Annotated in this window: 7 protein-coding genes; all 7 read right to left on the reverse strand. The window is 36.6% G+C overall.

Annotation, left to right across the window (positions count from 1 at the left end):
• Positions 1-216: 216 nt before the first annotated feature.
• The 7 genes from ABVM52_RS01830 to ABVM52_RS01860 all read right to left on the reverse strand — a co-directional run bounded on the left by ABVM52_RS01830 (position 217) and on the right by ABVM52_RS01860 (position 20,492).
• Positions 217-8,313 (reverse strand): BspA family leucine-rich repeat surface protein, encoded by an 8,097-nt coding sequence (locus tag ABVM52_RS01830; RefSeq protein WP_405383143.1) that lies wholly within the window; start codon positions 8,311-8,313, stop codon positions 217-219.
• A 216-nt stretch (positions 8,314-8,529) separates the two neighbouring features.
• Positions 8,530-16,002 (reverse strand): M4 family metallopeptidase, encoded by a 7,473-nt coding sequence (locus ABVM52_RS01835; protein ID WP_405383145.1) that lies wholly within the window; start codon positions 16,000-16,002, stop codon positions 8,530-8,532.
• Positions 16,003-16,769: 767 nt separating this feature from the next.
• Entirely contained in the window at positions 16,770-17,300 is a 531-nt protein-coding gene (locus ABVM52_RS01840) for a 1-acyl-sn-glycerol-3-phosphate acyltransferase (RefSeq protein WP_405383147.1), read from the reverse strand.
• Positions 17,301-17,363: 63 nt separating this feature from the next.
• Entirely contained in the window at positions 17,364-18,491 is a 1,128-nt protein-coding gene (locus ABVM52_RS01845; RefSeq protein WP_405383149.1) for an iron-containing alcohol dehydrogenase family protein, read from the reverse strand.
• A complete protein-coding gene (locus ABVM52_RS01850) occupies positions 18,491-19,192 on the reverse strand; it encodes an HAD family hydrolase (RefSeq protein WP_405383151.1) in 702 nt (233 codons plus the stop codon). The genes ABVM52_RS01845 and ABVM52_RS01850 overlap by 1 nt, the downstream gene beginning before the upstream one ends.
• Entirely contained in the window at positions 19,183-19,896 is a 714-nt protein-coding gene (gene kdsB, locus ABVM52_RS01855) for a 3-deoxy-manno-octulosonate cytidylyltransferase (RefSeq protein ID WP_405385088.1), read from the reverse strand. Before kdsB ends, ABVM52_RS01850 begins: the two co-directional genes overlap by 10 nt.
• Positions 19,897-19,922: 26 nt before the next feature.
• Positions 19,923-20,492 (reverse strand): DUF4126 domain-containing protein, encoded by a 570-nt coding sequence (locus ABVM52_RS01860; protein ID WP_405383153.1) that lies wholly within the window; start codon positions 20,490-20,492, stop codon positions 19,923-19,925.
• Positions 20,493-20,503: the final 11 nt, after the last annotated feature.

The following is a 20,503-nucleotide window of genomic DNA, read 5'->3' on the forward strand; positions in this document are numbered from 1 at the left end:
TTAATACTATTAATTTTTGGACTACAAAATGCAGTATATAAAATCGTTAAGAGTCCTAAATAATCGATTAATAACACTACACAACCAAAAAACCTTATAAATTCTTACAAAGTCTATTTCAAAGATTGTAAGGCTTAAAGACTTTTATTTCCATTTTCATCATGTAATAAAAAAGGAGACCAAATTGGTCTCCTTTTTTAAATAATTTTTGGGTTTTTATTGCCGCTGAATCAACATTTGTTGCTGAAATTCTACTCCTGATGTATCAGTTGTTTTTACAAAATATGTACCCGTAGGTATTTCCAAAACATTTACAGGTGTACCCTGTTGATCAATAAGTCCTCCTTTAACCGTTCTGATCAGTCTACCGGTGACATCAAATATTTGGATAGTGCCTACAGTGGTAGGTTCTTTAAAACTCAACATAGTCTCTGTCGATGCCGGGTTTGGATATATTTCCAAACTATTTTCTGATTTTGTTCCGGTAAAACTTTTACCAGAACCTCCAGCACTAAGATTAATGACCTCTAGATTATCATATAACGATTCACCTGCATTCTGTTGTGCATAGTTACTAAAGAACCAAAGGTCTATGCTCTCTATTTCTTGCGGCACTATAAATGAGGTCTCAAATCTAGACCAAGCGGAACCAAACGTATTAGCCCCCAATGCCGAGTTTGCCCTATTATCTGGATTTATTTCCAATCTTGCCGTACCTGTTACGCTTTTACCGTCTACACCAATGAACAACTCGTCACCAGCAACTATATCATAATCATCCAATTGAATTTTAATCCTGTATGTTCCCCATGGTTGACCATTATCCGTATTTCCTACTATTAGTGCACATGAACTTCCATTTGTGTCAGTTGAAGTCCCTACCACATTATTTACACCCAAGGCAGTAGTTCCAGAAGGTAGTACAATAGCCGTATGTTCATTAAAAAGATTATTGGAACATGTTGTATCTATAGTTTCCAAGATACTTACAAAAACCGTATCCGTAGCAGTGGCACCTAAATTATCCGTAACTGTCAATACTACTTCAAAGTCACCAATATTAAATGTAACCATTGGGTTTTCACCATTAGCAATTGTAGTATCTTCTACTGACCAAGTATATTCAACGATTTCTCCATCTAGATCAACACTATTGGAACCATCCAACATAATTGTCTCACTCCCATCCCTATCATCATCTTCCTTTTCTATATCATTTCCCGCATTGGCTATTGGCAGCAAATTATCATTGTTATCACTTAGATTAATTACCGTAAGATTATCATAAAGGGCACTACCTGCACTAGATTGCGCGTAATTACTGAAAAACCAAAGGTCTATACTCGTAATATTTTCGGGTACACTAAACGTAGTTTCATATCTAGTCCAATCCATACCAAATGTCATGGAACCCAATGGAGCGTTTGGAGAGTTATTGGGATTAATTTCTACCCTTGCCGTACCAGTATCACTTTTACCGTCAACACCAATAAGTAACTGATCACCCACCTCTATACCATATTCAGATAAATTGATCGCAATACGATACGTACCCCACGGCTGACCATTATCTACATTATTTACCTGTATAGCACATGTACTATTATTGGTGTCAAAAGTAACACCTGTAACATTATCTACCCCTAGTGCAGTTGTTCCTTGAGGTAAAACAAGTGTAGTATCTTCGTTCTCCAAATAGTTTGCACAAGCTATGATGGGGCAATCTTCCCCTGCGTCATTAATTATCCAACCATTACTATCTATAAGTTCTTGTCTTTCCATAGCTGACGTGCAAAAAGAAATATTTGCGGCCCCTAGGGTTATCCCTTGTATTGTTGGCCCATTTTTCCACCCTATTAAGGTTGCATCATAATTTTCAATGGACAGGCCAGAATCATCTAGCATACCATCCATGTTTGTTATACTATTCAATGACCATTCTCCCAGTGATTGATTAAAATCAGCTGCTTCTTTAAACATAGAATTCATTCGTTCTACCTTAGACACGTTCCAATCAGAAATATCTTGATTAAAACCACTCTCCCTAAACATACCAATCATTTCCAAAACGTTGGAGACATCCCAATTACCTAAAGGCTGATTAAATTTTGTTGTCCCGTAAAACATACCCAACATTGTTCTCGCGTTGGATACGTTCCATGAATTAAAAGATTCGTTTCCTATTAGACTGCTGCACCCACTAAACATCTCACCGAAAGAAGTAACATTGCTTACATCTGGAATGTCAGTTGCTGTTACATCTAAATTGGTACAACCTTTAAAGGCCTCTGCCATGCTAGACCACGTATTATCTCCCCATTGAGTTATGTATTCTAATTTGTCCTTATCTCCTGCACCGTTAAAAACAATACTTGGAAAATCTCCAATGATAGAAACTGTATACGTACCAGCATTTGAATAAGTATGCGTGGCATCACCAGTAAACCCAGATTCTATTATACCATCTCCCCAATCCACACTATAGTTATAACCGCCTATACCAGAAGTTGGTATGGTTATTTGATTATTTGCAGAAACTCCAGGGTTATCTGTTTTCCATGTAGTTACAAACGCATTGCTGAAATCTAAGGGACAATTTTCCCCTGCGTCACTGATTATCCAACCATTTAAATCTATAAGCTCTTGTCTTTCATTTTTAGACATACAATAGTTTTGTGTTGCACCTAACTTAACATCTGGTTGTAAATTAGGTAGCTTACTCCAACCTATTAATGTTTTATCATAATTTTCAATGGAAAGATCAGAACCATTAAACATATTAGCCATATCGGATACATTAGATACATTCCAAGAACTCAAATCTTGATCAAATGAGGTATAATTGAACATAAAGACCATTTCCGTAACATTTGAAACGTCCCAACTAGAAATATCTTGATTAAACGCAGTAGCGCTACCAAACATGAAATTCATATTCTCTACATGAGACACATTCCAACTTGAAATATCTTGGTTAAAATTTGAACCTTGGAACATAGCAGACATATTGGTTACACTTGAAACATCCCAATTACCTATAGGTTGGTTGAAATTTTGCGTTCCACTAAACATCGAACCCATATCAGTAACATTTGAAACATCCCAATTTGAAAGGTCTTGGTTAAACTGCAGGTTATTTGAAAATAAATTCATCACTGAAGTTACATTACTTACATCCCAGTTAGAAATGTCCGCATTAAAATTTTCACATGCATAAAACGTTTGTATTAAATCATTTATACTACTAACATTCCAATCATTAAAAGAATCGTTACCTATTAATGACGTACAGTAAGCAAACGAATTTCTTAATGAAGTTATATTACTTAATATTGGGGCGTCTATTGCTATTATATCCAAATTTGTACATCCTGAAAATGCTTGGTCTAAACTTCCCCACTGAATTTCACCCCATTGATTAATTTCTACTAATTTATTAGAATCACTATTAGATTCATTACCGGGGTAACTATTAAATTGAAGCGCATAAATATCACCTAAAATAGAAACAGTATATGTTCCGGGCTTTTCATAGGTATGGGTCTGGTCCCCATATAAATTACTTTCACTAGTACCATCTCCCCAATCCACTGTATATGGACCGCTCCAAATTGGTAATCTTATTTGATTATCATTAGATTTCCCTAAATTATCGGTTTTCCACGTCGTTACAAATTCATTACGTTCAGGACAATTTTTTCCATTGTCCAAAATTGTCCAGTTATATGATTCTAAAATTATTTGCCTAGCTTCTTCGCCTAAACAAAATGAGCTTAGTCCTGCATCAAAGTCTATATTAGGCTGTAAATTTTGTAACCTACTCCAACCTACTAAGGTGTTGTCATAATTTACTGTGGTTAATTGAGACTCTGCAAACATTTGATCCATTGTAGTTACTTGACCAATATCCCAACTTCCTAAACTATTACTAAAACCACTATTCTTAAACATAGCTGACATATCAGTAACAGAAGAAGTATCCCAATCCTTTAAAATTTGGTTAAAAGAAATGGTCCCTTCAAACATTCCTTCTACTGTCTGTAATGTAGAAACATTCCATTCATTAAACTTCGAATTTCCAACAAGTGACTCGCAATTTAAAAACATATTACTTGCATCACTAACATTGGACAATTTTGGAACATCTTTAGCAAGAATATCTAAATTGATACAATTTGCAAATGCAGATTGCATGTTCACCCATTCAATATCACCCCATTGAGTTACCTCTAGTAACATTTCACCATTATCCGTGTTAGAAAAATCTATTCTTGGAAATGTTCCAGAAATTTTAATTTGGTATTCCCCTGGAGCAGCATAACTATGAGTTATAGTATCTGTAATGTTGGTTTCAATAGTACCATCACCCCAGTTTACCGTATAATTATAAGTTAATGGATAGCCATATTTTTCTTCGCTATGAATTGGAATGGTTACCTCATTCTCAGGATTGTTCACTGAGTTGACCGACCAAGTAGTTATAAAAGGTCTTTCTTCACTTACATCACAATTTAGACTTTTACCAGAATCATTAAATGACCATCCATAAATGGCTTTAATATTGGCTCGCGCTTGGGCCGATTGGCAAAATTGTTTATCTACTGCACCAAAAATTACATCTTTCCTTAAAGTTTGTAATTGATCCCATCCTAATAAAGTAGCATCATAGCTTTCTGTTGAAATATTGGAATAATCGAACATAGCAAACATATCTGAAACACTGCTTATATTCCACTGCCCAAGATTTTGATTAAAACTATTAGCATTATTAAATAAATAGGACATAGTAGTTACACTGCTTACATCCCAATTGCCAATATTTTGATTGAAATCTGTAGCACCTTGAAACATACCATACATATCATTTACCTTACTCACATCCCATGCAGAAATATCTTGATTAAATTTTGTGTTATTTTTAAATAACTCACTCATATAATTTACATTAGATACATTCCAGTTTGATATATCCTGATTGTAATTGGTATTTCTGAACATACCACTAATACCATAAGCACTTTTTAAATCCCAAGAATCTAGTGGTTGATTAAATTGCGATGCTCCATTAAACATATCAAAGAATGTTCTCACAGCACTTACGTCCCAAGAACCGATGGGCTGGTTAAATTTTAAGGCATTAAAGAAAACACCATACATATCTCTAACATAATTAGTTTCCCATTGATTAAATGATTCATTGCCGACAAGAGAACTACAACCGTAGAACATTTGTGAAATATTCTCAACCCACGTTAAATTTGGGATATCTCCAGCATTAACATCAAGATTTACACAATTAAAAAATGCACCTTCCATTGATGACCAACCATAATTACCCCATTGTTCTACAGTCAATATCTTCTGACTATCCTTTTCAATACCCCAACCACCAAAATAAATTCTAGGAAAATCACCTGTGATAGAAACAGTATAAATACCGGGCGTTGCATACGTATGGGTAATATCACCATTTACACTTGTATCACTAGAACCATCACCCCAATTTATAGTATAATCATAAACTATTGCTTCTTCCCATTGTTGTGATGTATACGTAGGTATGGTTATTTGATTATCATTACTAATACCAGGGTTATCTGTTTTCCAAGTTGTAATAAATGGTATCTGCTCTTCTAAACCGCAATTACGGGCAAGGCCTTTATCATTAAAGGACCAACTATACGTATCAATCAGAAATTGACGTGCTTCTTCCCCGGCACAAAAACTTATTTGATATGCTCCTAAATTTACGTCATTCTTGAGTTCAGGTAGTTGGCTCCAACCTATTAAAGCAGCGTCATAATTCTCAGTAGATAAACCCGAATAATCAAACGTGTTATACATAAATTCGACATTTGAAATATTCCACATACTTAAATCTTGATTGAATGCAGTTGCTAAATAAAAAGCTGTCGACAAATTGGTTACCTTAGAAACATTCCATTTACTTAAATCTTGATTAAAAGATTTAGCTTTATAAAATATCTGCCCAATATCCGTTACATTTTCAAGATTCCAATTACCAATAAATTGATTAAACTGTTCTGCATATGTAAACATTCCGAACATACTAGTTGCAGATTCTGTATTCCACAATCCTATATCCTGATTAAATTTTTTGGCTTCACTAAACATACCGGACATATATGTAACCCGACTTGTATTCCACGAACCGATATTTTGATTAAAATTAGCGGCATTACTAAACATAGATTCCATATTGGTAACGTTTCCAACATCCCATGACCCTATATTTTGATTAAATGGAGTTCCTTGAAACATTCGGGCCATATTAGTTACATTACTAACATTCCAATTACCAATAGGCTGATTAAAGCTTTCAGCGATATTGAAAAGCTGGTGCATATTATTGATATTAGAAGTATCCCAATTATTTATTGTTGAATTATAAATTAAAGAACTCGCATTAGAAAACATACTCTCCATACTATAAACAGCGCTTAAATCTGGAATATCCGTAGCGATAACGTCTAAATTAGTACAACCGGCAAAAGTTCTTTCCATTGAACGCCATTTTATATTTCCCCATTTATTGACCAATACTATTTTTTTGCTATCACTTATATTATTTAAACCCGTATTAAAATCATTATTAAAATACAAATGAGGAAATTGGCCAACAATAGAAACAGTATAAACACCTGGTTCTTCGTAAGTATGTGTTATTGTTCCTGTAACATTTTCTGAAATACTGTCATCACCCCAGTCTACAGAGTAATTATATGTTTGATATTGGTTTGTAGGTATGGTTATTTGATTAATTTCTGATATACCTTCGTTATCAGTTTTCCAAGTTGTTACAAACGCATTTGTAAAGTCTATTGGGCACTTTTCACCTGCATCAGTTATATTCCAATTATACGTGTCAATTAATCGTTGTCGCGCATCTCCCCCTATACAATAATTGATATTTACCGCACCTAAAAGTACATTTGGCTGCAAATCTGAACGTAATGACCAAACTGACAATAGTAAGTCATAATTGGCCGTGGAAAAGGAAGAATTATCAAACATTCCACTTGCATCTTTAAGCTTTGCAATATTCCAATCAGAAATATCTTGATCAAATGACCCATTTCTGAAGACATCTTTCATCCTTTCAACATTTTGCATGTCCCAGGTAGATATGTTTTGGTTAAAAGGTGTATCCTTGAACATTTCGTTCATTGTTGTTAAACTTTTAACATTCCAATTTCCTATATCCTGGTTAAATGAGGATAAATTAAACATAGCGTCCATAGACGCTACATTAGACACATCCCAATTACTTATATTGGAGTTAAAATTGGAAAAAAAGAACATACCATTCATGTTCAAAATATTACCCGTATCCCAATTATTCCAGCTTGGGTTGTCCACGAGAGACGTACAAGACACAAACATATTATTCAAATGGGTAACTGAAGTCAAGTTAGGAACGTCTTCTGAAAGCATGCTCATATTTCTACAACCATCAAAAGCACTTGACATGGAAGACCATTGTATATCTCCCCATTGATCTACAGATAAAAGCTTATTAAAATCCTTGGAAACGTCTAGAATGCCATTAAAGTATATTCTAGGAAAATCACCATATATAGCTACACTATACGTCCCTGCATTTTGATAGGTATGTGTTATGTCGCCAGCAACATTGGTAGATCTTGTACCATCTCCCCAATCAACAGTATAATCATAGTTTTCCCCGGGAAAAGTTGGAATAGTAATCTGGTTATTAGCAGAAACCCCAGAATTGTCCGTTTTCCAAGTTGTAATAAACGGTCTAAAAGTTTCTACTCTTTCAATCAACAAATTATCATAAAAAACAGTACCCGGTGTATTTCTTGTATAATTACTGAATAGCCAGATGTCTATTGTTTCTACATCTGGAATAACAAATGTACTTTCTGCTCTAGACCATGTATTGGTAAAGTTATGAGCAAAGATTGCACTATTTGCCCTATCATCTAGGTTTACTTCAATTCTTCCTGCACCTGTATTATTTCTACCATCTATACCAATATAAAGTTCGTCACCTGCAACAAGACCCAAATCCGCTAACCGTAACTCAATATGATATCGTGCCCAAGGTTGGCCATTATCTTGATTAATTATTTCTACGGCACAGTCACTATTATTGGTATACAAAGATGTTCCCAATACATTATCTCCACCAGCTTCCAAGACACCATGTTGTAAGGTTAGTTGAGTATTATCATTTATAAGATGATCATCACATTGTTGAGAAAAGAGAGATGAAATAAAAAGCACTTGAAAAAACAAAAACAATAAAATATTGTAGGAATTCTTCATTTGATTAAGGTTTGGTTATAAGTAATTTCATACAATACTATTATTTAAAGCGAAAGTTGAAGGTATTTCTCGACCATTTACACTAATAAAACGGTAGATGGCTAATTTAACTGTAAAAACCACACCAAAGGCCAATTTCAAAATTTTGCATAGAATACGACAACAAAAAAGGAGGCCAACATTGGGCCTCCTTTAAAAAAATTTGATGTTTTTATGCTACCTCTCAATGAGCATTTGTTGCTGGAACTCCATACCAGATTCATCTATTGTTTTTACAAAATATGTTCCTGTTGGCATTTCCTGAACATTAACAGGAGAACCATTTGAATCTATAAGCCCACCTTTTATTGTCCTCACCAATCTTCCCATAACATCAAATACTTGTATGGTACCAACCGTGGTAGGTTGATCAAAACTTATAGTAGTTTCCATATTGGCAGGGTTTGGATACAAACGTAAACCATTTAACGGCTGCACTATTTCATTATTCTTGGCAGTAATCTCAGGTACATCACTAAGCTTATAGACCCTTAAATTATCATAAAGTGCAATACCTGGTGTATTTTGAGCATAATTACTAAAGAACCATAAGTCTAATGTATTTACACCATTCGGCACGGTAAAAATCGTATTAAAATTCTCCCATTCATTACCAAATGTTTTGGAACCCAAAGAAGTGTTCGGTGCGTTGTTACGATTTATTTCCAATCTTGCCGTTCCAGTTAAGCTTTTACCGTCAACACCTATATAAAGTTCATCTCCAGAACTTATATTCTGTGCAACCAAATCAATAGTAATCCTATAAGAACCCCAAGGTTGACCACTATCATTATTACTAACTTGCAATGCACACGGGCTATTATTGGTATCCGATGAAATTCCAATTGCAGAGTCTACACCTAATGCTATTGTACCCGAAGGCAGTACTAAATCCAGAGCTTCATTCTGTAAATCATCTGAACATACTATGGCCAGTGGATCAGTAACGATAACTCTAACAATATCCGTATCCATGGCGTTTTGGTTGTCCATTACGGTTAGTTCCACCTCATGAACCCCAACACTAAATACTACCGTAGGCGACTCTCCGTTTGCGATTACAGAGCCATTCTCCCGCCAGATATAACTTACAATTTCACCATCAAGATCGGTGCTATTAGAACCGTTCAATGTTACTGCTTCGTTTCCATCTTGATTCAAGTCCTCTACACTAACATCATTTCCTGCATTAGCAATGGGTATTAAATTATCACCTGTATCACTAAGATTAATTACCGATAAATTATCGTAGAGTGCAACTCCAGCACTGGATTGTGCGTAATTACTAAAGAACCATAAATCTAAAGTGGTAACACCACTAGGTACAGTAAAGGTGGTATTATAACTCTCCCACTCACTACCAAATGTTTTGGAGCCCAATGATGTGTTTGGTGCATTGTTACGATTTATCTCTAACCGTGCCGTACCTGTTAAACTTTTTCCGTCAACACTAATGTTTAGTTCATCCCCTACCCTTATGTCATAATCAGTTAATCTTATTGCAATTCGGTAAGAACCCCATGGTTGTCCGGCATCATTGTTAGCAACTTCCAATGCACAAGGACTGCCATTGGTATCTGAATCTATTCCCAAGGCGGTATCTACTCCCGCTCCTACAGTACCCAATGGTAGGACTATTGCAGGATGTTCATTAAGCAAGTCATCAGGACATTCCGTGACCACTAAAGGTTCCACAATGGTAATTTGTACCACATCCGTATCTTCCGCCCCTTCATTATCTACCACCGTTAATTCCACGACATGCACTCCCAAATCAAATTCTACTAGAGGTGTTGCGCCTGTAGCAATTATTATGTTATTTTCGGTCCAACTATAAGAAACAATATTACCGTCAAGGTCAATACTATTGGTTGCGTTCAACTGTACGGTCTCCACTAAATTATTATCGGTATCCTCAATAACCACATCATTACCTGCATTGGCAATTGGCACCAAGTTATCACCAGCATCGCTAAGGTTCCTTACTACCAAATTATCATATAGTGCTACTCCAGGAGTGGATTGTGCATAATTACTAAAGAACCATAAATCTAAACTTGTTAATCCTGCCGGAACAATGAAAGTAGATTCATACCTACTCCAATCACTGCCAAAAGTTCTTTGAGCAATAGCCGTGTTGGGTGCATTATTTCGGTTTACTTCCATTCTTGCCGTACCAGTGAGACTTTTTCCATCTACACCTACAAATAGCTCATCACCTGCACTAATGCCATAGTCGGCCAAACGTATAGCAATACGATAAGTTCCCCATGGCTGACCACTATCTTGGTTACTGACACCTAATGCACATGGACTACCATTGGTATCCGTAGATATACCTAAGGCAGAATCTACACCCAATGCCCTAGTGCCCATTGGCAATACAATATTAGGGTCTTCATTTTGTAAATTATCAGGACAAGCTAATATTGGTGCAGCCTCTACTGTTACTATGGCGGTACATTCATCTGCATTTCCAGCAGCATCGGTTATCGTTAAGATAACTTCATTGGTTCCAATATTGCTTTCATTGAAACTACTTGGAGTTACCGACATTGAAGCTATACCCACATTATCGGTAGAACCACCATCTACATCTGAAGGGCTTATACTTCCTAGCCCGGATGCGTCAAGAACTAATGTAAAATCTTGGCAAACGGCTTCAGGAGAGATTGTATCTGGTGCGGCCTCTACCGTTACCGTAGATGTACAACTAGCACTATTTCCAGACGTATCCGTTACTATCATTGTGACCAGGTTTTCCCCAATATTCAATTCATTAAAACTGGATGGTGATATAGATATGGAGGCTATTGCAACGTTGTCCGTTGATCCACCATCCACATCTGATAAATTAATACTTCCCATTCCAAATTCATCTAGCACCAAGGTAAAATCTTTGCAGACCGCTACTGGTGGCGTTGTGTCATTTTCAGGTTCAATGGTAATCAACTGATTACATGAGGCACTATTTCCACTAGTATCCGTTGCTGTCCATGTCCTGGTAATTATTTGGTCAACGGTAACATCAACAAAAGTTATCTCATCTATACCAATATCATCCGTTGCCGTAGCCGTACCCGTTTCAGAAGGGTCGGTCGACTCTCCAAAAGCAACAGTAACATCTGCGGGACAGGTAATTACTGGAGGCGTTACGTCCGTACAAACACCTAGAGGGTCTATGATTGTATAGGTTACATCATAAGGTGTTTCGTTGCCATTAATATCCCTAATGAAAATTGTTACAGGATTAACACCAAGATTAGCACAAGTGTACGTTGCTGGTCCTGATACACCTACTGATCCCTCTACACCGCAATTATCATCTCTACTTACTACTGCTCCTATAGTAAATACGTTAGGTGTCACTTCTCCTAGTGCATCTAATTCAAGAATAACATCTTGGACTACTGCGGTTGGGCCTTCATCATCTGTCACGGTTATAATCTGTTCACAGCTTTCAGAAGTGTTCCCTGCCTCATCGGTTGCAGTCCACGTAATAATTGTTTCACCTACTTGAAAAGGATCTGTCAAGGTCAATAACGCACCATCACTCCTTACAAAATCTATAGTTATGTTCTCCGGTAATGTTACGTTATCTGTTGCTGTAGCTGGTATAATTGGGAAGCTTGCTTCACAAAGGCCTAACTCGTTAGATACTGTTATTGGAGCTGGACAACTAACTATAGGTGCTTGCGCATCTATTTCATTTGGTACTCCTGGTGAACCAACATCGGTTCCAGAATTACCATGAACCCCAATACTAGTATACGCAGTAAATAAGGGTGTTGCAACATCAACTGTACTCAAAGCCCAATTTCCACCTTGTTGATTATCCACAGATAGATCCGTAAGGTAAATTGATGCAAAACCATCATCCGAAGGCCAAGGCAACTCATTGGTGTAATCTACCTGTTCCACTACATTTAACTGGGTCTGGTTATCTCCATCATAATTTAAATAGCTACTCCAAATACCAATAGTATCTCCTCCATTATTTCCCAAAGAAGGAAAATCCGTAACTGGAATTAGATTAACATCTCCCCAAGCATCTTTAAACTGATCTTGAGTCAAGTCTGCATCGAAAAGGATAACTGACGCCTGTGGTTCTATAATTCCTGAAACAATATTGGCAGAAGCTATTGACGAGCCCTGGTTATCATCCAATACATAACCCGACAAATCTATTGATTGAAGGCCTTTGTTATAAATTTCTATCCATTCCCAAGCACCGTCCGTTCCATTTGGATTGTACATGATTTCAGTTATCAATAAATCTGAATCTATTTTTGAAACGGTAAAAGCCTCGGAGCTTCCCGTGCAACCATTATCATCTACTACCTCAACGGTATAATTTCCTTCAAATACATCTATGGTCTGTGTGGTTTCTCCTGTAGACCATAAATAATCTACAAATCCGGCTCCGGCATCCAAGGTTACCCTACTACTTCCTTCAATATAAGAATTAGGTCCGGTAATTAGTGGAATCGGCTTAGGATTTACGGTTAAAATAGCGGCATTACTGATTACTTCGCAATCATCATTAGTAGCAACAGTACCTTGATCATCCGTAATAATGACACGATATTGTAGCCCACTGCTTTCCAATTGAACAGGAGAATTAAAGGATAAGGTTGCAGAACCATCCTGATCAGCTACATCCGTCCATTCTGTTAGACCATTGCCCAAGGCTTGCCAGTTATAACTTAAAATACCTGCACCTGATGCTACTACAGTAAATTCTAACGTTGTCTCTTCTTGACATAATGTTACATCTTGTGGCTGATCGGTGATAGCAAGAGTACAGGAAGGAACTCCCATTAAAACCAAATCATTGCCATCTCCACCAATGTAGCTTAGAATACCACTAAAGTCACCAAAATTTATTTCCGCACCTTCTTCCAATCCTTGAAATGTTCCCGTAATTGGTCCTGTTCCATTATTTTCTATAATTATAATCTCATCACTCTCTGAATTATCATAACCTCCAATGAGATTTAAATTTGCCCCTACCAAACTTACATTGTTACTCACTACAACTTGGTCATAATCTACACCAGGGATATTTCCGTAAACTTCAACATTAAATGTACTATTGTCTTCAATAAAATTACTGCTACTTTGTAATGTAAAATCTACGGTAGATATTATTCCAGGGCTATTTCCTGGCGAAAATAAAGATTGTCTATTTACATTTAACCCGCCAATAATTGTACCCACACCGGTCATTTCACTTTGAAAAAGATTTATAGGAATGGTAGAGACAATAGTTGCACCATTTAAATCAAAAGATCCATTATTTATACCGTTTAATGAGAGAAACTCCAATGAAGCATTTTCAGCTACAGTAACATCAAACCTTTCAAAAACAATTGATTGTCCGGGCATACTCATTGCATCATTAAGAAAGACCGTATTGGCCCCCAATAAACCTTCAAATATTATACTATTGGTAATGTCCGCCAAAGGTATTTCAACTGTATTAGGATCTATTTGATTAATATTAGATAAACTAGATCCTATGGTACTTGAACTTACTATTCTTAGATTTCCATTATTGGTAGAAAGTTCAAAATTATCATCTGTATCTCCTCCATTTACATCGGTTACAAACAACCTGTTAAATTCATTCGACGTTATTTCTGTTTCTACACTTGATACGGGATCTTCTTCAATACAAAATTTAGTTGTTTGATAAAAACCAAAGGTACCACCAACAAAAATGGTCCTTTCTGCACTAGCAACGGTATATGACCCTACACCAAAACCGCTATTCATACCATCATTATAAGAATCATACATTACAAATCTATATTCACCTGGACCTAACGGCTTTGGAGCAATAGGACTTCCACTACTATCAAACTGCTCTTGTAGTGTTTCTATTAAATTAGTTGAGCTTTGAGCGGCAGAATAATCACGACCATCTATTATGTAACCTTCAGGGCCAAATAAACGCCATTGGGTTTCATTAGCATATTGATCAAAAGTAATATCCACTGTAATATCACCTGTATCACAAACTGCAGGAGTCGGAGCTACACCAAACGGTTCTCCTACACCAACAGCATGCCAAGCATTGGTCACTGCAATTTCTTCTGAACTTCCAGCCCCAAACAAATCAATGGCTGCCAGAATTGACCCCATTCTTGCATCTTCAAAATCGGACAACTGTGTTAGATAATTCGCTAAATTATGGTAAGCTATACTTCCTGCTTTTTCCATGCCAATGGCATTTACTCCATAAGCATCTCCATTGTCATTAGTACCCGAACCACCAACACTTAATAGATAAAACCAGTAATTTTGTACTCCAGAATTTATATGAACCCCGCAAAGATCATTTGTATTTAATGGTTGACAATTTATTGTATTAATCCAATGCGTTCCGCCGTAAGTGTCTGGATCTGAATAAGAATTGGGATTGCTCATAGATCGCAATGCCCCTCCACTTCCTCCAAAACCAATAGCATCACCCATTAACCAATCGTTTGTACCTTGGGCAAAAAATTCAATGGATTCTCCAAATATATCTGAAAATGATTCATTCAAAGCTCCAGATTCGTTCTGATAAACTAAACTTGCTGTATATTCGGTAACTCCATGGGCAATTTCATGACCTACTATATCTAATGCTACTAATGGACCGTAATTAACTCCATCTCCATCACCATAAGTCATTCTGGATCCATCCCAAAAAGCATTTATATTACTAAAATATCCCATACCTATTAAGTTGGCACTTACATAGGATTTTAATACAGAGCCCGTATCATCATAAGAATTCCGGCCATGTTTCTGCATAAAATATTTATGGGTTTGCTCTGCGCCGAAATGTGCTTGAACCCCAATTTCACTTCCTGAAAACACATTGGTCTGGCTGGTAAAATCTATTGCCAAATTATAATCAGTGCCATTATCCATATTGTAGGTTTCAATGCCGTTACCATCAGAAACCTGACGCAGTGTATACAAATTATCTGTAAAATCTGCAGTAAAATTAACGGTACCATTATACAAACTTGCACCGGATGCAGGGGTGTCTACTGTATGTATCCTATTATTGACGAATAGTACTTGACCATTATTGGCATCAATATAAATGTCCATCCTTTTTATAGGTTTTAGGGCATACACATCAAATTTATAAGCCAATTTAGGAGTATCAAAATTATCATTAATGGTTGGGAATATTACCAATTCACCTTTTGGTTTCCTGTAACCGTCAACCATGGCTGCTTCTACGGGACTGTCCCATAAATATTCTTCTGCTCCAACATAGGCCATAGCACTATTTAATGCAGCTGCAGCGGATATAGATGGTGCTATTGATACATTGTTTATTTCGAATATGCTGTTGGAAATAGCTTGGGCACTACCATTCTTAGAATGTATGATAGATTGGCCAAATTCTACTTTTAGGCCTCTATAATATTGTTGAAATTTTTGGTGATCAACACCTTTTTCATCCTTTTTTGTAGCTACTTGTTGAAAGCTAATATTGTTTGAAAGATTGAAATTTTCAAATATTGCTTGAGGACTTGTTTTGGCTTTTTCCTCAATACTAGGAGGAATTACTTCAATGCCTCTTAGTTTTTTTTTAGGTACTTGTTGCGAAAATGTTTTGCTCGTAGAGAATAGAATGAACATAACAAGACATTTTGCAATAAAAATTGGTTGGATTTTCATGGCTTGTGAATTTGATTTAAATAATAAAATGTGTGAGGTTTATTCAATACATCTAGCCAATGAGATAGAGGAATCTGAAAAAGAACGTGATATAGAAAGTTTCTTTTTCTAAAATTTAATAAACTAATAAGAATTACAGAATCGTAAAATTCTCCCATACTCGATTGGTTTTGATTTTAAACCAAAGCACAGCTAGGCATTCTTGTAAAATGTGGGGTTTACTAAAAAACTTTTGGGGGAAGGCCTCTCAATTGCATAAACAATGTTTATGTCAATCATTAAGCATGATGAAAATATACGTGTTTTATTTTAACAAATCTTAACATTGTTAAACATCTATGGGTATGATCGTTTATACGCCAATTAATTCGTTGAACTACATAGACTTAAATCTTAATTAGGATAACTTACTGTAAATCAACATCCACACTTTTAATGATTTTTCAATAATAAAGATGAAACTTTAGTTTGTTAAATACAAAAGGTCCGCCTCCCAAAAGCGGACCTTCTCCCAATTAAATTAACCTAAAAACCTATTTTAATATTATTTACTTATGCAGATGGTAAAACCTTACCATAAAAATTAATTGAACGATGTTTCACTTACCTACGTGAATACATTAAATAGGTTTTACTATAAATGTTAAAATAATATACCGTTTAACGATATTAATCCTAATTACGTTTACGTGTAATAATTGATGGATATAATAAGCTTACAACTGAAACTATTTGCGCTTACCTACTACCCCATCAAAAAAAGAATGGTACTTTTTAAAATCTGCGTCCTGGTTATTTGTTGGGTAAACCGGTTTTGAAAGTCTTATCTCTTTCTTGCCATAATCAAAAGCTACTAATACTATGGGCACATTAACGGCTTTAGCTATAAAATAAAAGCCTGTCTTCCATTTCTCTACCTTTTTCCGGGTACCTTCTGGAGATAACGCTAGCCTAAATTTATCCCGATCTTTGAAAATTTGAGCTATAGCCTTGACCGTGTCATTTGTTTTAGACCGGTCTATAGGTGCCCCACCGGTCGATCTAAAAAACCAGCCCAAAGGAGAATCGAAAAGACTTTTCTTCCCTATATAATTTATTTCTTCTTTCCAGACCTTACGCACCAGCAGTCCCAAGAGAAAATCCCACCAACTGGTGTGCGGTACCACTATAATGACAAATTTGTCAAGTTCTGATGGAAAGCGTCCTACTATGTTCCATCCTAAAAGTTTATAATAAATGAATTTTGCCAATTGCTGCATTGAGCCGGTTTATAAACAAAGTAAGTTTTCTACACTTAGCTTGAACGTAATACGTTTTTAGAATTATATCTTTTTATAAATAGACTGTAGTTTATCCCGCGTAATTATGGCTTGCCAATTCTCTCCCAAAGCGTTTTCCCACAAAGGAACCATCCCCAATGCTACTGTAATCATGGTGTCCATATCTTCACTGGATAAATTAGCACATATTCCTTTCGGAAGTTCAATGGCATGCTTTTGTAACATATCTTTAAAAATTGATACGCCTTCAGGATAAAATTCCTCTAAATATTGAAATACCAAACAATTACCAATACCATGTTTTACACCTAATACGTAACCCAGTCCGTAACTCATGGCATGGGCTACTCCTACTTGTGAGTATGCAATACTCATTCCTCCATGCCAAGAGGCCATCATTAATTTTTCCCTACTTTCCAAGGGTGAATTTTCACCAAGAAAAACCTCTTTACATAGCTCCAAGGATTTTTCTCCATAACTTTTGCTGAAGGCATTTAAAAATGTACCGTTTAGCGATTCAATACAATGGATAAAACAATCCATTCCTGTGTAAAACCACTGATGTTTGGGTACACCTTGGGTTAGATTTGGATCTAGTATTACCTGGTCAAAAGTGGTATAATCAGAATTGATACCCAGTTTTTTGTCGGGACCCATTAAAACCGTTGTTCTTGAAACCTCTGCCCCTGTACCACTAATGGTAGGAATACCAACATGATAAACAGAAGGATTGCCTACAAGGTCCCAACCTTGATACTCCGATGCAGAACCTTTATTGGTCAACATTATGGCCACGGCCTTTGCGAGGTCCATAATTGTACCACCTCCTATACCTATTATACCTGATGGCAACTCATTAAAATCCGCTAAAATTATATTGACCAATGCATCTACCTGCTCCGTCTTTGGTTCCTCGTTGGCAGAAATCAGAATTATCCGATCACAAAATATGGTAGGAACCCTTTGTAAAAGTGCCGTACCTTCAAATACATCATCTACCAAAAAAATCATTGGTGCTTCTGAATGCCTCCGCTTTGGCATTAAAATATCTCCTAGTTGGTCAAAACTGCCCGTACCATAAACTACCCTTGGTACCATTGGGAAATTCCTATATTGTTCCGAAGCTCTTGTAGGTATGTTCTTCAATTCTATTTCTCTTTTCTCCTCCATTATTTTACATATTCAAGAATATCGGTCAATGTAGAAATGGTTATATATCCATTATTTCCCACTGGTTCTAACACTTCCTCATGTTGCCAGGTGGTATGAAAGGGCACATGTACGGCCCTAGCACCAATATTTACCAATGGCAATACATCTGATTTTAATGAATTGCCTATCATCAAAAATTCATTGGGCGAAATTTGTAGATGATCCAGCAAATCACTGTAATTCTTTTCTTTTTTATCGCTAAGAACCTCTACATGATGAAAATATTGTGATAATCCTGAACGTTCAATTTTCCTTTCTTGATCCAATAAATCTCCTTTGGTCAAAACTATTAACCTATACTTGTCCTTTAATTGCTCCAAAACTTCTATAACACCGTTTATTAAATCCACTGGCCGGGATATCATATCCTTACCAAGGTTCAAGCATTCCAAAATTGTCTTTTGGGAGACTTGATTATTGGAAAGCTCCAAGGCACACTCTATCATTGAAAGCACAAAACCCTTTATACCATAGCCGTACAAATCTAAATTTCGTATTTCCGTACGGAATAGTTCTTGGTCTATTTTATTTTTGGTCTCATATTTTTCTAAAAGCGATGTGAATTTTTCTTCCGCATCCCTAAAGTAGGTTTCGTTGACCCATAAAGTATCATCGGCATCAAAGCCAATTACGCGTACTCCCTCAAAATCTATTTCCATGCTGCTTGCGCTTTCTTTAAGTCTTCTGGTGTATCTATTTCTATGCCTTGAACATTAGTCTCCACCATTTTTATTTTTTTTCCATACTCCAAATACCTGATGGCCTCTATCTTTTCCGTAGCCTCTAAAGGTAACATGGGCAAACGTTGAAAATCCATTAACGCACTTTTTCTAAATGCATAGATTCCTTTATGCTTATAATATACGGTGTGTTCATTTTTAGCCCTTGGATAAGGAATGGGCGACCTGGAGAAGTACAATGCAAAATTTCTGTTGTCCACGATAACCTTTACCGTATTAGGGTTGTTGATTTCCTCATCATCGGTTATTCTTACCATCAATGACGCTAGATCTATTTCTTTATGGATGTCCGCCTCAAAAACTTTCATTACGCCCTCTAGACTTTCACGATCCGTAAATGGTTCATCACCTTGAACGTTAACTATTATATCCACATCCATTTGCATAACCGCTTCGGCTATACGGTCACTACCACAATCATGCTCTTTCTTGCTCATTATTGCGAGCCCGCCTTCCTTAACAATTGTATCATAGATGACATCACTATCCGTAACCACGTACACATCATCAAACAACTTTGTCTTTACTGCAGCCTCATATGTTCTAAGGATAACCGGCTTACCGGCCAAATCCTGCATTAATTTTGCCGGAAACCTCGATGCCGCATACCGGGCAGGAATCATTGCTATTTTCTTCAAATCTTACAATTTTATGATTTTGTCCTTGGTCTTAAACTTCTATAAATCCTAAATATGATAAACAAGATTATGATGACCAAAACTGCAGCCAAAATAGGTGCAAATATAGATGCTGCGGAAACGACAACGGCCGTGCCCGTCTCCACAGTTGATAAAACCGGATTTGCAATACCACCCGTGGTGACGGATGAAGCCAATCTGCCCGTTGCTCCCGCAGATTTAATGGCTGTTGCCGTACCACCCCCGGCAATAATAGCTAGGGACCACGTAATTACCGGGTCCAAATCCGCAACGGTCGACACCATAACGGCAGTACCGGCTATTGCTGCCAGAGGTACTGCTATACTGTCCAACAAATTATCGAACCACGGTATGAAATAGGCAAAAATCTCTAACAATGTAGCACAACCCAAGGTCATTACGGCCACTAAACTTCCTATCCACTCCCAATTATCGTTCAGTTCCCAAACCCCAAAAAACGAAGCCAAGCTTAATGCGAACAAAGGTAAGAACACTCTAAAACCGACCGATGCCGCTAGGCCCACTCCTAAAAATATGCTTAAAACCGTTTCTGATGTCATAGCCCTTGTTT

This window comes from Maribacter sp. LLG6340-A2 (genome assembly GCF_045057105.1).
Lineage (GTDB): Bacteria > Bacteroidota > Bacteroidia > Flavobacteriales > Flavobacteriaceae > Maribacter.

Coding starts and splice junctions, on each gene's coding strand:
- ABVM52_RS01850 (WP_405383151.1), bottom strand. CDS start 19,192: ATGGAAATAGATTTTGAGGGAGTACGCGTAATTGGCTTTGATGCCGAT.
- ABVM52_RS01840 (WP_405383147.1), bottom strand. CDS start 17,300: ATGCAGCAATTGGCAAAATTCATTTATTATAAACTTTTAGGATGGAAC.
- ABVM52_RS01845 (WP_405383149.1), bottom strand. CDS start 18,491: ATGGAGGAGAAAAGAGAAATAGAATTGAAGAACATACCTACAAGAGCT.
- ABVM52_RS01835 (WP_405383145.1), bottom strand. CDS start 16,002: ATGTTCATTCTATTCTCTACGAGCAAAACATTTTCGCAACAAGTACCT.
- ABVM52_RS01860 (WP_405383153.1), bottom strand. CDS start 20,492: ATGACATCAGAAACGGTTTTAAGCATATTTTTAGGAGTGGGCCTAGCG.
- ABVM52_RS01830 (WP_405383143.1), bottom strand. CDS start 8,313: ATGAAGAATTCCTACAATATTTTATTGTTTTTGTTTTTTCAAGTGCTT.
- kdsB (WP_405385088.1), bottom strand. CDS start 19,896: ATGATTCCTGCCCGGTATGCGGCATCGAGGTTTCCGGCAAAATTAATG.